Raw genomic sequence first — 13,698 nt, 5'->3', positions numbered from 1 at the left:
TCTCGATGCTTTGTCGGATACAGCTTCTATGGCAAGATACATAACGTGCGGTCGGTCAGTCGTATGATGGAATCGTCCGTCGTTTTTGTTGGGAACTATAGAGCAAACACATGTCAACGATTGAAGTCGGCAGTCGAGTCCGCGTCAAAGAATCTGTCATCGTCTATCATCACCCCGAACATCGTAATGAACCGTTTGACATGAAAGGGAGTGAGGGTGAGGTGTTGGATATCATTGAGGAGTTAGACGGAAAGCCGATTAGTGCTAATCTCCCGGTTCAAGTGATATTCAAGGTGGGTAAGAAAAAGTTGCGGGCCCATTTTCGTCCTGAGGAAGTTGAGGCGATCGCAGACTAATCCCGAGGTTAAGCGTCATGTCGCCTTTGACGAGCCAAACGATTGGCGGAATGACGGTGACCGTTCATTACCCCGCCGCTAGTGATGGGCCGTTAGCCTTAGCTATCTTCCTCAAGGGGTTAAATGTCACCCCGAGTCACTATTCGTACTATGCCCAACGTCTGGCACAGTACGGCTTTGTGGTGGCTATCCCCGATCCCATTACTCGCTTACCTCGCCGAGATGAGTTATTTGCCTCGATGGGGTTGTTTGAGGACTTACAAGCGAGCTTACGTCGGGAGGGAAGTCGGGTGGATTCCCCCTTATTCCAACGGATTGATAGCGAACGGGTGGCTCTACTGGGTCATTCTCAGGGAGGAATTGTGGCCTTGGATGCGGTGGTGAATGCTTCGGCGGTTCCGCTGATGTCGGGGGATTACAGTTTGCCTTCGGCGTTGAAGGCGGCGGTGTTTTATGGCAGTGTGATGTCAGTGGAGTTCACGGGCGATCGCCCCCTGGACAGTCATGGGTTGCCTGTTGCCCTTATGGCTGGGAGTCGTGATAGTCTCATGCCAGCGGCGGAGGTGCAAGAGACCTATGAGCGGTTGCAGTCTGGCCCAAAACTCTATTTAGAGGTGGAGGGGTCTAACCACTATGGGATTACCAATGTCAATAATCCTCCCCAGGCTCCCCTCGATCCTCGCTTACCGGATGTGGCTCAGGACATGGCGTTGGAGAATCTGGCTCGTTGGAGTGGGGTGTTTTTGCGAGCCTGGGTTCTGGAGGATGCGATCGCCCGAGGCTATTTGCAACAGATGTTAGGGATAACGGATTCTGTGGTGTCGCTGCAAGGGGAGTTTTAACCGCTTCAGGGTTAGGGATGTTTCAGCCAGGCGAAGATGTCAGCAGCACTTAAATTGAGGGCAGGGATGGGGTCTGGAATCGGCAACATCGCCTCGTTATTGTGGAAGACTTGTGGCTGTTGTTGAGCGGGATAGACGACAATGGTTTGAGTGTCTGGGTCGATGAGCCAGCCCATGTCTGTTCCCTGGTTAAGACTGTAGAGGATTTTGTCGATGACTGGAATGGTGGCTTGATGGGGAGAGAGGATTTCGATGAGCCAATTGGGGGCCAGGTTAAATTGATTGGCAACATTACCTTGAGCGTCGGTGGGAATGCGGTCCCAGGTGAATACGCCGATATCGGGGACAATGACGCGATCGCCGATAATGCAACGTATTTCGGTATAGGCCCGGGCAATCTTTTGCCGTTTCGTGGCGGCATTAATGGTTTCAGTTAAATCCACCTGCAAGGTGCTATGTTGTCCTTGAGGCATAGGTTTTTGGCTGACTCGCCCTTGGTTATATTCGCTGGCGGGTTGAGTTTCGGGGGATTGCAGAAATTCTTCGAGGGTTAGGGATGTCTCGGAATGTCTGAGCATGAGCGGTTCTCATTCTGCGGCTGGCTGGCAGCAATCAGGGGTGTTTTCATTGTAAGGGCTGGGTCGGCTCTCTTGGGGGAGCATGATAGACTTCTAGGGAGAATTTGTAACTGTCTACCCTCTGGACATGACCGCCAATCCTGATGATCGCCCTCAATCTGCTTCCTCTACGCCTTGGTGGCGATCGCAGGGGGAGAATATCCGTCTGATTATCATCGCTCTGGTGATTGCCTTTGTCTTACGAACCTTTGTGGCGGAACCCCGTTATATTCCCTCGGATTCTATGTTGCCGACGTTGGAGCAGGGCGATCGGCTTCTGGTTGAGAAAGTTTCCTATTATATCCAGCCACCGCAACGGGGGGATGTGATTGTGTTTCACCCCCCAGAGCAACTTCAGCGACTGGGCTATCAACGGGAGCAAGCGTTTATTAAACGAGTGATTGCCCAGTCTGGGGATAGGGTGCAAGTGCTGAATGGACGGCTGTATCTCAATGGGGAACCGCAGCTAGAACCCTATATCGCTGAACCTCCCCAATATCAATGGGGACCGGCGACGGTTCCTCCTGGCCGTCTCATGGTTATGGGAGATAATCGCAACAACAGTAATGACTCCCATATTTGGGGCTTTCTGCCCGTTGAGAATGTGATTGGACGGGCGGTGATTCGCTTTTGGCCCGTTGACCGCCTGGGGGGGTTAAGCATCTCGGTTGAGCCGTTTGTTGATTTGGGCGATCGCCCCAGTTAATAAGGCTCCCCCCATCAGCAGGCCGATGGCTGGGGTAAATACGGGTTCCCAAAGGCGATACCAGAGGTCTAACCCGAGGGAGATACCGGTTCCCCGGCCGATAACAGCCAGGGCCAACCAGAGTAAACTCCCCAGAACGAAAAAGAAGTTCACCACTAAGAGGGTGTTGAGCCAGTTTAAGACAGTCTGCATTGGGATGGATTTAAGGATTTTTGGACAATTCAACTAGGACGAGAGCTAAGGGTATATTGGGGATACCCGTGGATATGGCACTTTTGCCCTCACCTGGTGTACTATTTGTAATGACTTTTGGGGTCATCATCTTAGTAGCGAACACGGGGGTCAATCCAGGCATTTAGGATATCAATCATAATGCTGATGCCCACGACAATGGCCCCAAAGAAGACGACTAATCCTTGAACGGCGGGGTAATCCCGGGCGGAGATGGCTTCATAGAGGCGACTGGCGAGGCCGGGCCAGGAGAAGGTGACTTCCGTGAGAATGGCACCACTGAGCAGGGCCGCAAAGGTTAAGCCTAAGACAGAAATGGTGGGAATTAAGGCATTTTTCAGGGCGTGGGCCAGGAGAATTCGTTGTTCGGGAATACCTCGGGCCCGGGCGGCTTCGACGTAATCACTTTTGAGGGTTTGTTTGAGGTTGACCCGCACCACCCGTTCAAAGATACCACTGAGGAGAATCCCCAGGGTGAGACTGGGGAGGGCGAGATGATAGAGAGCGGCAAAAAACTGTTGCGGGTTGAGGGCCAGGAGACTATCGAGGAGATAGAGTCCGGTGATGGTGTTGGGGGTGGGAACGCCGAGGGGGAAGCGGGTTCCTAGGGGAAACCAGCCTAATTGCACCGAGAAAATAAGCTGTAAGACCATCCCCATCCAGAAAACGGGGACCGAGTAGGTGAGGATGCCAAACATCCGTCCAGCGGCATCCCAGGGGGTGTTGGGACGGGAGGCGGCTAACATTCCCACCGCAAAGCCGATGAGGACGGCCACGAGCATACTAGCGACGGCTAACTCGGCGGTGGCGGGGAAGAAGTCGCGGATAATCTCCCAGACGGAGAGTCCCCGACGAGCGGCGGAGTCTCCTAAGTCGAAGCGGAGGAGGGAGCCGAGATAGGAGAGATATTGGTCGAGTAAGGAGCCGGATAATCCTAGTTGCGATCGCAGTTCTTCTTTGAAGGCTTCTGGGGCCCGGGGACCGAGAATGGCATCGACGGGGTCGCCGGGGGTGGCCCGCATCAGGAGGAAGACACCAGTGGCGATCGTCCAGAGCATCAGCGGGGCGAGGAGCAGTCGTGTTAAGACGTAAGCTTGTAGGGCGCGAGAACGAGACACAAGGCGTTTGGGGGTAAGGACAGTCGGAAATTGTTTCCTATTTTAAACCCCTAACAAGCCTTGCGCTCTAACGGACCCGGTAAGTCTCGATGTGAACGTCTTATGGTAGGGAACTCGGAGGATGTCTGAAACGGGTGGGGGAGAGAGAAAACCAGAACAGCTAGTCTGAAGGCTACGACCAGAACGACAGGGGTTATTTGCCTCTTCCCTCACTCTCCGTCGAACGTCTTCAGGTATTGAACTCACTGGCTCAAGGGTTCCACTAATCTACGTTTTACCGCCTCGTGAAGGGCAGTTGCCTTGCGTAAAAGGCCCTCTTGATAGGTTTGAATTAGAGCTTGTAGCTCTAATTGCTCATTTTCGCTCATGATGCCTGCCTGCTGCCTATCAAGTAATTCACTGAATCGAGCATCTTCCTCTGGCTTCATCTGTAACTCTGTAAGAGTTAAAACTTGTTCGTCAGAGAGTTCGGCTACGGGTTGAAGGTCCAGAATATCTGATTTGACGGGTGGAATGGAATGTTGAATGGTATCCGCTAAAACACTCGCAATATCTCGGTTTGCAAGCCGCGCAAAGAGTTCAGCTCGTTGATAAATTTCATCGGGTAAAGTAATTGTGATTTGAGGACTCATAACACTGTCTATATACTATCTATATAAGTGTTGATTTCGGGTTGTCTGGATATAGGGGAGGATTTTTTGTATGGTACACAAAATTGTAGGGCCGAAAAATGGTCAGCGAGCGATAGCCGAGTGGTCACTGAGCGATAGTCGAAGTGGTGGTCGCCCCCCTCGCTGTGGGATGTTCGGCAAGCCTATGGAAAAATGGTATTACATCCTAGACTTGATGGTATTGTAGCACATGAATATTTGGCAACTCCTGACTCCCCAAACGCTAGGAGCAGTCCGGTTAAGACGTAAGCTTGTCGAGCGCGAGAACGGGACACAAAGGGTTTGGGGGTAAGGACAGTCGGAAATTATTTCCTAGTTTAAACCGGTTTGAGGGGGGTAGCTGCTAGGTTTTGAGATGTTGCAGCCACTGTAGGAGGGTTGTGATGAGATTGGGGTTGTGTTCTAGGAATTGCGGGAGTCGGCATTCTGGGAGGGGTTGGGGGAGAATGACGGCGATGGGGGGATGGCTAAAGCGGGCGAGTTGATTGAGGACGGTGATATCAAAGCCTTGGGGGGGTGGGTCGGTGGGTTCTTCGTAGAGGATGAGGGCAATTTGATGGTCGCTGAGGTCATCGTCGCAGTAGGCTTGTAATTCGGCAATGGTACGGGGTTTACCGTCGGGACTGGGGGGACAACCGGCTTTTTTCAAAGTGGTGTAGATTTGCAAGGCGGGGTTGCTGGGGTCGCTGAATCGGCTACCATCAATGCAAATGGGTTGGTGGTTGACGGGGTGGGTTTGCAGGGCTTGGTTGAGGATTTGGGGGAGAAGGGCGAGGTTACACTGTTGGGTAAAGGGGGTCGGGGTGGCGGGGGTGTTGTCTTCCACTTCGGGATGAGGGGTGGTGGGGGGATTGTGCCAGGCTTGGTAAAAGTCGGGATAGGGGAGGTTTTCGGCACAAGTCCAGATGACTTCATAACACTTCTCGAATTGCTCGAAGTTATTCTGGTAAGATTCAGCAGATAAGTTATTTTTCAATGTGATCACAAGTGCTGCAATCTGTTCATTTGCTTGCTGTCTTTGCTGATATTTAAGGTTGAATTTACGAAATATTTGCTCTAATACCCCAAATAAAGCTTGGTTATTGGTTGCTATATCTTCTTTGATAACCTCATATAAAGCTTTAGAAAAATTTTTTTCTAATTTGATAGAAACATCTTGATAAATTTTTGATGGCAAACTAACTTCACTCTCTATAAAAGTTTTTAAACAGAGCTGTTTAAAAAGTAATTTCCATTCTTTTAATGTAAGATTATTCTTTATCTTAAAAGAACTAAATCTCTTTACAAAAACTATCGGAATTCCTTCTGAGGAAGAAGAGATACTTACAGGCTTAAATCTGTTGTTAAAGCTACTTTTAGAAAATTCCTCGCTTACAAGTTGCAGCCAAGTATCTCTTGTACTATGGGCAACTCTTTGTACTTTGTGCCGAATAGATCCAGTGTATTGTTGCTCTCTAACAACTAAAAATATTATACACATAATCGCGGTTGCTATTGCCTTATTTAAATCTAAGTTGAGTTTTAACCCTTGGTCTGAATCTCGCTTCGATAAAACTTTTTGTAAGATTTCTGCTGCTTGTCTTCGGATAGAATTATCCTCCGTCGTAGAAATCAACTTAATTAAAGCCGTGATATTGGCTTCATCAGCAATACCAAATTTTTCTAAAATTTTTAATGCCTGCATTGTTGTGAATTCATTGGGCGCGGAATGAGAGAGATTAGCTAAAGCCATATCTATTTGCTTTAGTATAGATTCATCATCTTTAATCAAATTAGCTAGAGTATAAATAGCAGTATTAAGAACGGTATTAATTTGTTCTATGCTATATTTTTCCCCCTTACATTTATCTATATCTGTTGCAGGGTTAATCTGCTCAAATAAAGCAATAAGCGCATCTTGATTAGTAGGATCAATTTGGACTAAACTAGCTGCTACTAGCATTCGTCTACTTTTATCTTGGGTATGATCCAGTAGCTCGACTAAAGAATCAACGACAATTGCATGGCACATTTGCAAGATAGTAACTCTAGCTTCCTGTTCCAAAGGAGCGAGAAATGTAAACCAATTCTGTTCTTCAGGATTAAAATAGCCAAAACTCCATGTAATAATCTGCTGGACAATTTCATCAGCAAATGTGCATTTTTTAAAATCAGAAATTCCTGCGCTAGCAAGAAAATAGGCACGATAGCCATAGAAATTTTCACACCCATCCTCAAACTCAACCAACGCCCGAATAAACTCCTCCTTCTCCTCACCCTTAACATCCCCACGCCCCAACCAACACAAAATCACCGGCTTCCACTGCTTCTCAAAAATTCGATACTCTTTCCCCGCCACCGGAAAATCCACATGATTCCGAGGCAGAAAATAATCCCAATCCTCCACCGCCAAGGCTGCAAAATACTCCTGAAATGTGGCATGATAAAAGGCAAAAATACTATCGCCGCGTCCATCTCTGCCCACCCGATTTAACCAGCCCAACCGCAACGCCAAATACCCCAATGAAGTCTGATCCGATTCCTCCCCGAGATGCTCTTCCACCAACGCCTGTGATAACCGAAATCGCTCCTGGGGCAAATTCAACGCCGCCTTTGCCAGTTCCCCCAATTGCCGATTCAAAGTATGCTTTAATTTCGTGGTAGTCGTCCCACAACGTTCCGCATACTTTTCCAACTCATGCAAATTCCGATTCCACTCATAAATCTTTCTCAGATAACGCTCATATAACTCCGCCTGAGTATCCGGCAACGATGACCCATCCCAAATCATGCAGAGCAAGGTCAAACGCAAGGGATTTTGGACTAAATCAAGGAGCTGTTCCCGTCCCGGTTCATGGAGAGCGGCAATTAGAGCATCGGCAGGAGTTGGAGTAGAATTTGTCATGGTATTCTGCTTTGAGAACTCAAAAGCTAATCACTAAAGCATCGTTTATCGTCCCGGTAATGAGCGATCGCATCCCCCCCTCGATTGGCTCATTCGGAAAACATCTCAGCCAAGGTGTCGAGAACTCCACTTTGCTCATCTGGACTAATTTGACCCAGTTTTTTGACCAATCGAGTTTTATCAATGGTGCGGATTTGATCCAGAACAATTTTCCCTTCCTTACCCTGAAACTGGCAGGGAATTCGCGTCGGGTAGGCTTTCCCTTTTGTCGTCATTGGTGCAATAATTACCGTGGCAATATGGCGGTTCATTTCATCCGGTGATATAATCACACAGGGTCGTGTTTTCTGAATTTCACTGCCAATTGTCGGGTCAAGATTAACCAAAAAAACATCAAAACGCTGGGCTACCACTCCCATTCACTTTGCTCCCAGTCGGTACTGTTGACTTGATCCAGAAGAACATCATCTTGTTCTTTCGCCATTGCTGCAAAGGCTTGATCCCAGCCGTTGCGTAACCGTCGTGCGGTGCGAATCGTGAGATGATCGCCCTCCACTTCAATTTCAACATCTGCCTGAATACCGCTTTGCTCTAAGAGTAGTTTAGGAATACGCACACCTTGGGAGTTGCCAATTTTAACAATTCGGGTTCTAATCACTTTGCTCATGCTTAGATGATCTGAAACGCAGATGTGATTACATTGTAGCTACCCTGGGAAGGGTCGTCAAGGGTTGCTCGATGTTCAATCCTAAGATATCAAGGAGAATCAAGATCGAATCACTGTTCTCGATCGCTCTGGGCAAAGAACCGTCGGATAAAGGTTTCCATCTGCTGCGCCTCAAACGGTAAATTCCGATACACATCAAACCCGGAGAAGGCATTTTTATCCGCTTCCCACACATTCACCCGACAGGTAATAATTGCCCGTCCAAACCCCACCCACCCAGTCAATAACTGGGACACATGGGGCTGTTCAATCCGGGCGACCATTTCATCCAAGCCATCCATCAATAACCAGAGATGCTCTTTATGGTCTTGGAGAGAGGCGATCGCCCCTTCAACCCCCGCCGACTTCAGCCAGTTTTCCAGATAATCCACCAGAGTCGGTTCGGTAAATTGTCCCAAGTCAATCCAAATCGGGATGCCGAGATGTTGGGCCAATATCCAATCGGCGATCGCCTGTAACCGCGTGGTTTTTCCTGACCCCGGTTCCCCAATCACCGCAATCCGTCGGCCCTGACTTTTCGGACTTTTCCCCTGCTGCAAAACCTGAGTAAAAAACGCATCCTCGGCGATAGGAGTCATTGTCTCTTCCTCCCGTTCCCACTGTTCTCGGTTGTCCAGACGTTGCCCCAGTTTGCCTTCCTTAACTTGGCGACGTTCCACCAAAGCCAACGGTACATAAATATCCACCCGCTTAAATGCCGGATTAGCCGTTAATTCCTGTCGTTCAGCCAGCATTAACTCAGCAATCGCTCGCCATTCTGCCAAGGAAAGATGGGGGTTAGCCACATCAAACTGGGAGCGAATTTCTGCCACCAACCGTTCGAGGGTTCTTTCCAGTCCTTGCAACAACTCCGTAATCTGGGTTTCCATCACCCCGAACCGGTGACAGACTTCGGCAAAACCCGACTCAATTGTGCCGGAAATCTCCGTAAAAAATGCCTGCTGCTGGCTAACGTTGACCCCTAACCGGGTTTCTACATCCTGAAACTGTTGCAGAATTTGGCTGAACTCCTCTGGATTCACCCCCCCTTGACTGGCTTGCAGTTGACTCAGTTGTGCCTGCATTCCCGTGAGTAACTGCAAGGTTAACCCCGCAAAGGCTTTTCCATCGTTCGCAAAGTCTTCTTTGAGGGTTTCTCGCAAGGCTTTGGGGAAGGTGGTATGGAGTAATTCCCCCACCTCTTGACGCACCTCGGCGGGAATGGGAAAACCACCTTTCCCTTTATTGGCTGCCATGTTGAGGCGGATAAAAATATCCCCCCATTCGTTAGCGGTGAGGTTGCCTTGTTGGGTGAGTTGGTATTCTTCGGGGGTGAGGAATTGGTCGAGTTTGGCTTCTCGCAGTTCCGGGTAATGGTGTTGGGCCAGTTCCTGTTGGGCGATTTTGACCCAGTTATCCTTGGCCTGGGCGGCAATTTTTTTCAGATATTGGCCGGTTTTTCCCGGCTGTTGTTTGGCGGCCAGGGTGATGACGGCGGCCATGGCCTTACCCACCGCTTTGGTTAAGTCATGATTTTCTAGGGAAACTTCCCCCTCTCCGGCAGCGATTAAGGCATCAACAGCATTGGCGGTATTCCCCGCCGCCACATTCCCTAATGCGGTTGCTAAGATGGGTCCCCATGTCGCTCCTTCGGCAGCCAGTAGGGCGGGAAACGCCAAGCTACCTAAGACGCAGCCGCCTCCGATGGTGAGTTTGAGGATGTTATTGCGGCCTACGTTCATGTTGATGCCTCCACAGCTAGATTGATTATCACTGCGGCCGGAGAATCAGGAAAGGCCAGTTATCATTGGTCTAAACCGCCTTGCCCGCTTCATGGGTCACGAGGAGCTTTCCAGACTTACCACCTTAAGTCACCCGTACCCAATAGCCTTAATAGGTGTTTAGTAATTTGATGCTCACCTAAATAAAATTAGACCGCGAAGCTGACTAATCCGGGAAGTTAAAGGGTTTCCGGGTCGACCCCCAACTCCCGTAGTTTGGCAAAGGCGCGATCGCGTTCCCGTCGAGCCTGCTCCCGTTCCCGTCGAGCCTGCTCCCGTTCAGCAAACAACTCCCCCGGTTCCTTAAACGGCTCCCCATCGGGATAATAGAGGGCTAACCCATCCTCCGACCGTTCAAAGCGAATCTTCAACAGTGGGGAGGTCCAGGGTAAATGTAGCGGCGTGACTAACATAAAGCGATCCGTCACCGTTGGCCGTTGATAGCCCCAAAAATCAAGGGATTGGGGATTATAGAAAAACATCTCCAGCACCCCATATTGCTCATAAAACTGCTGTTTCGCCGCCATCTCGCTCATGGTGTTGCTGGGGGAGAGGATTTCAAAAACGACTTGGGGTGCGATGTTCTCTTCCTCCCATTGCTTATAACTGCCGCGATCGCCATCGGGACGACCCAAGACCACCATGGCATCAGGAGCCTGACAAGGTGCAGGAGGACGCTCAATGGGAAGCGGATACCAGAGCAAATCCCCGGCCACAAAGGCCATCTCATCCTTAAGCAGTTGCTTGAGGTTGGTCACCAAACGGACAATCCAGCGATACTGGAGCGTGTTTTCTGCCATCGGTTTACCGTCCGAATCGGGGTAGAGCAGTTCTGAAGGAACAGGGGTGTGAACCATGAGTCCAGGCTGGCGTGAATCAACAGTGATTCTATTTTAAAGCTGGAGGTCATCATCGGTCGCCGGGTTCATGTCCCAGCCCCGGGAGAATTTCTTATAATTCTAAGTATCAATGGCCGCACCTAAACAGTGGGATGACTGCTATGACGATCGCTGCTGAAAAAACCCAAGCCCCCATCATCTACCCCGATTGTGACGGAAACCCCATGTCCGACAACACCAAGCAATTCCGTTGGATTGTCACGATTAAGGAGAACCTAGACATTCTCTTTGATGACCGCGACGATATTTTCGTGGCTGGAGATTTACTCTGGTATCCCCAGGAAGGTAATAACAAACTGCGCCAAGCTCCTGATGTCATGGTGGCGATTGGACGACCGAAGGGCGATCGCGGCAGTTATCGACAATGGGAAGAAGCGAACATTGCCCCGCAAGTGGTCTTTGAAATCCTCTCCCCGGGTAATCGCCTGAAAGAAATGGCGAAAAAGCTCAAGTTCTATGACCAATATGGCGTCGAAGAATACTACATCTTCGACCCCGATCGCCTCGATTTTCACGGATGGCTGCGGGATGAAGCCGGTGGCCTCAGCGTCATCGACAGCCCCGAAACCTGGACCAGTCCCCGCTTAGGGATTCGCTTTGACCTACAAGAAGACCAGTTCACCATCTATCGCCCCGATGGACAGCGGTTCCTCACCCCCACCGAACTGGCTAAACAAGCCGAAGATGAACGTCAGCGGGCCGAAGATGAACATCGGCGGGCCGAAGATGAACGTCAGCGGGCTGATGATGAACGTCGGCGGGCCGAAGATGAACGTCAGCGGGCCGAAGATGAACGTCAGCGGGCTGATGAGGCCGAGCAACGAGTGCGTGAACTGGAGGCTCGTCTGCGACAACTGGGAGAAGAGATAGATGAATGACTCCTAATCAACCCCCATCAGATAGGCGGCTAAGTCTCCCAACCCCCGAGCCTTGAGGGTCACGTGGCTAGAGCCGGTGGCTCGGATGGGCCGTTGATAGCGACTGGCGAAGCCACCTTCGAGGGGGGCATAGAAAGCCCGTGACCGCGCCGTCTCTAGGTCTTGCAGAAATTTTTTACCAAGGAACAGGGGGGTGAACCCCGAGTCCAGGTTGGCGTGAATCAACAGTGATTCTATTTTAAAGCTGGAGGTTATCATCAGTCGCCGGGGTCAGGCCCCAGACCTGGGAGGATTTCTTATAATTTGAAGCATCAATGGCCGCACCTAAACAGTGGGATGACTGCTATGACGATCGCCTCTGAGAAAACCCAAGCCCCCATCATCTACCCCGATTGTGACGGAAACCCCATGTCCGACAACACCAAGCAATTCCGTTGGATTGTCACGATTAAGGAGAACCTAGAAATTCTCTTTGCTGACCGCGACGATATCTTCGTAGCTGGAGATTTACTCTGGTATCCCCAGGAAGGTAATAACAAACTGCGCCAAGCTCCTGACGTCATGGTGGCGATTGGACGACCGAAGGGCGATCGCGGCAGTTATAAACAATGGGAAGAAGAGAATATCGCACCCCAAGTCGTCTTTGAAATTCTCTCCCCCGGCAATCGCCTGAAAGAAATGGCGAAAAAGCTCAAGTTCTACGACCAATATGGCGTCGAAGAATACTACATCTTCGACCCCGATCGCCTCGATTTTCACGGATGGCTGCGGGATGAAGCCGGTGGACTCAGCGTCATCGACAGCCCCGAAACCTGGACCAGTCCCCGCTTAGGGATTCGCTTTGACCTACAAGAAGACCAGTTCACCATCTATCGCCCTGATGGACAGCGGTTTCTCACCCCCACGGAACTGGCTAAACAAGCCGACGCTGAACGTCAGCGGGCCGAAGCTGAATGTCAGCGGGCCGACAATGCCGAGCAACGAGTGCGTGAACTGGAGGCTCGTCTGCGACAACTGGGACAAGAGATAGATGAATAACTCCTAACCTGTTAGCGTTGGCAAAGGAACCCCCCAGTCTGAGGGCAAACTGGGGGGTTGGGGTGACCTTGGGGGAAATCGAGAGAGAATTACGCCGGAACCAGGGCTTCTTCCAAGTGCATCCAGCGGACAAACCGCTCACCACCCACTTCAACCACCACCTTAACGCGGGGTTCAATTTTGGGCAGGGCCGTGAGATATTCCAGTTCTTGACGGGAAAGAACCCGACCATCGATAATCCAAAGTAATAGCCCTTTGCAATCTTTGGGGAGATTCTCCAATTCCGTGGTCACGATTGGGGGCAGATAGGCGATCGGACCCACTGCACCATCGCCATAGTCTTTTTTGCCTAAGTGGGGCGGACGCACCCCGTGAACCCCCATGAGATAGGCGGCTAAGTCTCCTAACCCCCGAGCGTTGAGGGTGACGTTGCTATAGCCAGCGGCTCGGACGCGCCGTTGATAGCGACCGGCGAAGCCACCTTCGAGGGGAGCATAGACAGCCAGTGACCCCGCCGTCTCTAGGTCTCGCAGAAATTTTTTACCGTTGATCAAGAGTCCCATAATTGAAGTCGTAAGATTCCGTTTAGTACAGCTTGCGCGCAATCGCCGCTCAGACCCTAGTATAGACCCAAGCCTAGCCCTAGATTCGACTCCCGAGGGGCATCGGCAAGCTTGCACCCAGGGCGATCGCCCACCATCCAGGAGGCGCGATCGCCCCCCAACACCTCACCTCCCCAACCCCAATCCCAAAAAGATTCTGTATCCACCTAGACACTTGCCACAAAATACTATATATTAGGAAGTTGCGACTGAAACTCATAAGAAGCGCTCGACCGACTCCACCTGAGTCGTTCATTGCATCGCGCCGCCTAAGTGGGACTGGCTAGTTTCCCAGCAAGGCATACCGGTCGCAAGCGTAGAGGCTTTTCCCAGCGTCTCGAACCCTGAGTTCGGGGCAGTGCGGGAAGA

At 50.6% G+C, this 13,698-nt stretch carries 17 protein-coding genes; 5 read left to right on the top strand and 12 right to left on the bottom strand.

Features of this window, described 5'->3' with window-relative positions; genetic code table 11:
- Positions 1-119 precede the first annotated feature (119 nt).
- Complete coding sequence (locus tag NEA10_RS04060; protein ID WP_252665287.1) at positions 120-356, top strand: ferredoxin-thioredoxin reductase variable chain; 237 nt, start codon at positions 120-122, stop codon at positions 354-356.
- Between the two features lie 17 nt (positions 357-373).
- Positions 374-1,198: an alpha/beta hydrolase family protein gene (locus tag NEA10_RS04055; RefSeq protein ID WP_252663939.1), complete on the top strand. Its 825-nt coding sequence runs from the start codon at positions 374-376 to the stop codon at positions 1,196-1,198.
- Positions 1,199-1,209: 11 nt separating this feature from the next.
- Here NEA10_RS04055 and NEA10_RS04050 read toward each other — a convergent pair whose 3' ends face one another.
- The gene (locus NEA10_RS04050; RefSeq protein ID WP_252663938.1) at positions 1,210-1,776 is read right to left on the bottom strand and encodes a Uma2 family endonuclease; all 567 of its coding nucleotides are present in this window, start codon (positions 1,774-1,776) and stop codon (positions 1,210-1,212) included.
- A gap of 127 nt (positions 1,777-1,903) precedes the next feature.
- Between NEA10_RS04050 and lepB the strand changes: the two genes are divergently transcribed.
- Complete coding sequence (gene lepB / locus NEA10_RS04045) at positions 1,904-2,521, top strand: signal peptidase I (protein WP_252663937.1); 618 nt, start codon at positions 1,904-1,906, stop codon at positions 2,519-2,521.
- Here lepB and NEA10_RS04040 read toward each other — a convergent pair.
- The 8 genes from NEA10_RS04040 to NEA10_RS04005 all read right to left on the bottom strand — a co-directional run bounded on the left by NEA10_RS04040 (position 2,471) and on the right by NEA10_RS04005 (position 10,769).
- Complete coding sequence (locus NEA10_RS04040) at positions 2,471-2,713, bottom strand: DUF8620 family protein (protein ID WP_252663936.1); 243 nt, start codon at positions 2,711-2,713, stop codon at positions 2,471-2,473. The two genes, lepB and NEA10_RS04040, sit on opposite strands and share 51 nt — an antisense overlap.
- Positions 2,714-2,844: 131 nt before the next feature.
- Positions 2,845-3,870, bottom strand: a complete 1,026-nt coding sequence (locus NEA10_RS04035; protein ID WP_252663935.1) for an ABC transporter permease — start codon at positions 3,868-3,870, stop codon at positions 2,845-2,847.
- Positions 3,871-4,112: 242 nt separating this feature from the next.
- Entirely contained in the window at positions 4,113-4,502 is a 390-nt protein-coding gene (locus NEA10_RS04030) for a hypothetical protein (RefSeq protein WP_252663934.1), read from the bottom strand.
- Positions 4,503-4,884: 382 nt separating this feature from the next.
- Positions 4,885-7,425, bottom strand: coding sequence for a HEAT repeat domain-containing protein (locus tag NEA10_RS04025; RefSeq protein ID WP_252663933.1), 2,541 nt, complete (start codon positions 7,423-7,425; stop codon positions 4,885-4,887).
- Positions 7,426-7,514: 89 nt separating this feature from the next.
- Complete coding sequence (locus tag NEA10_RS04020; RefSeq protein WP_252663932.1) at positions 7,515-7,844, bottom strand: type II toxin-antitoxin system PemK/MazF family toxin; 330 nt, start codon at positions 7,842-7,844, stop codon at positions 7,515-7,517.
- The gene (locus NEA10_RS04015; RefSeq protein ID WP_252663931.1) at positions 7,832-8,092 is read right to left on the bottom strand and encodes an AbrB/MazE/SpoVT family DNA-binding domain-containing protein; all 261 of its coding nucleotides are present in this window, start codon (positions 8,090-8,092) and stop codon (positions 7,832-7,834) included. Before NEA10_RS04015 ends, NEA10_RS04020 begins: the two co-directional genes overlap by 13 nt.
- A 110-nt stretch (positions 8,093-8,202) precedes the next feature.
- Entirely contained in the window at positions 8,203-9,873 is a 1,671-nt protein-coding gene (locus NEA10_RS04010; protein ID WP_252663930.1) for an NACHT domain-containing protein, read from the bottom strand.
- 218 nt (positions 9,874-10,091) lie between these two features.
- Complete coding sequence (locus tag NEA10_RS04005; RefSeq protein WP_252663929.1) at positions 10,092-10,769, bottom strand: Uma2 family endonuclease; 678 nt, start codon at positions 10,767-10,769, stop codon at positions 10,092-10,094.
- Between the two features lie 143 nt (positions 10,770-10,912).
- Here NEA10_RS04005 and NEA10_RS04000 point away from each other — a divergent pair, with 143 nt between their 5' ends.
- Entirely contained in the window at positions 10,913-11,689 is a 777-nt protein-coding gene (locus NEA10_RS04000; RefSeq protein WP_252663928.1) for a Uma2 family endonuclease, read from the top strand.
- A gap of 3 nt (positions 11,690-11,692) precedes the next feature.
- Here the strand turns inward: NEA10_RS04000 and ndhN (NEA10_RS03995) are convergent, their stop codons facing one another.
- The gene (ndhN, locus tag NEA10_RS03995; RefSeq protein ID WP_252663926.1) at positions 11,693-11,947 is read right to left on the bottom strand and encodes an NAD(P)H-quinone oxidoreductase subunit N; all 255 of its coding nucleotides are present in this window, start codon (positions 11,945-11,947) and stop codon (positions 11,693-11,695) included.
- An 87-nt stretch (positions 11,948-12,034) separates the two neighbouring features.
- Between ndhN (NEA10_RS03995) and NEA10_RS03990 the strand changes: the two genes are divergently transcribed.
- On the top strand, positions 12,035-12,727 hold the full coding sequence (locus NEA10_RS03990) for a Uma2 family endonuclease (protein WP_252663925.1): 693 nt from the start codon (positions 12,035-12,037) through the stop codon (positions 12,725-12,727).
- An 89-nt stretch (positions 12,728-12,816) separates the two neighbouring features.
- On the opposite strand, the gene ndhN (NEA10_RS03985) is transcribed toward NEA10_RS03990, so the two are convergent.
- Complete coding sequence (gene ndhN, locus NEA10_RS03985; protein WP_252663923.1) at positions 12,817-13,290, bottom strand: NAD(P)H-quinone oxidoreductase subunit N; 474 nt, start codon at positions 13,288-13,290, stop codon at positions 12,817-12,819.
- Positions 13,291-13,346: 56 nt separating this feature from the next.
- On the bottom strand, positions 13,347-13,496 hold the full coding sequence (locus NEA10_RS03980) for a hypothetical protein (RefSeq protein ID WP_252663922.1): 150 nt from the start codon (positions 13,494-13,496) through the stop codon (positions 13,347-13,349).
- Between the last annotated feature and the right edge of the window lie 202 nt (positions 13,497-13,698).

The organism is Phormidium yuhuli AB48, from assembly GCF_023983615.1.
Classification (GTDB): Bacteria; Cyanobacteriota; Cyanobacteriia; order Cyanobacteriales; family Geitlerinemataceae; genus Sodalinema; species Sodalinema yuhuli.
Note: the sequence above shows the minus strand (reverse complement) of the source record. Positions and strands in the feature narration are given on the sequence as shown.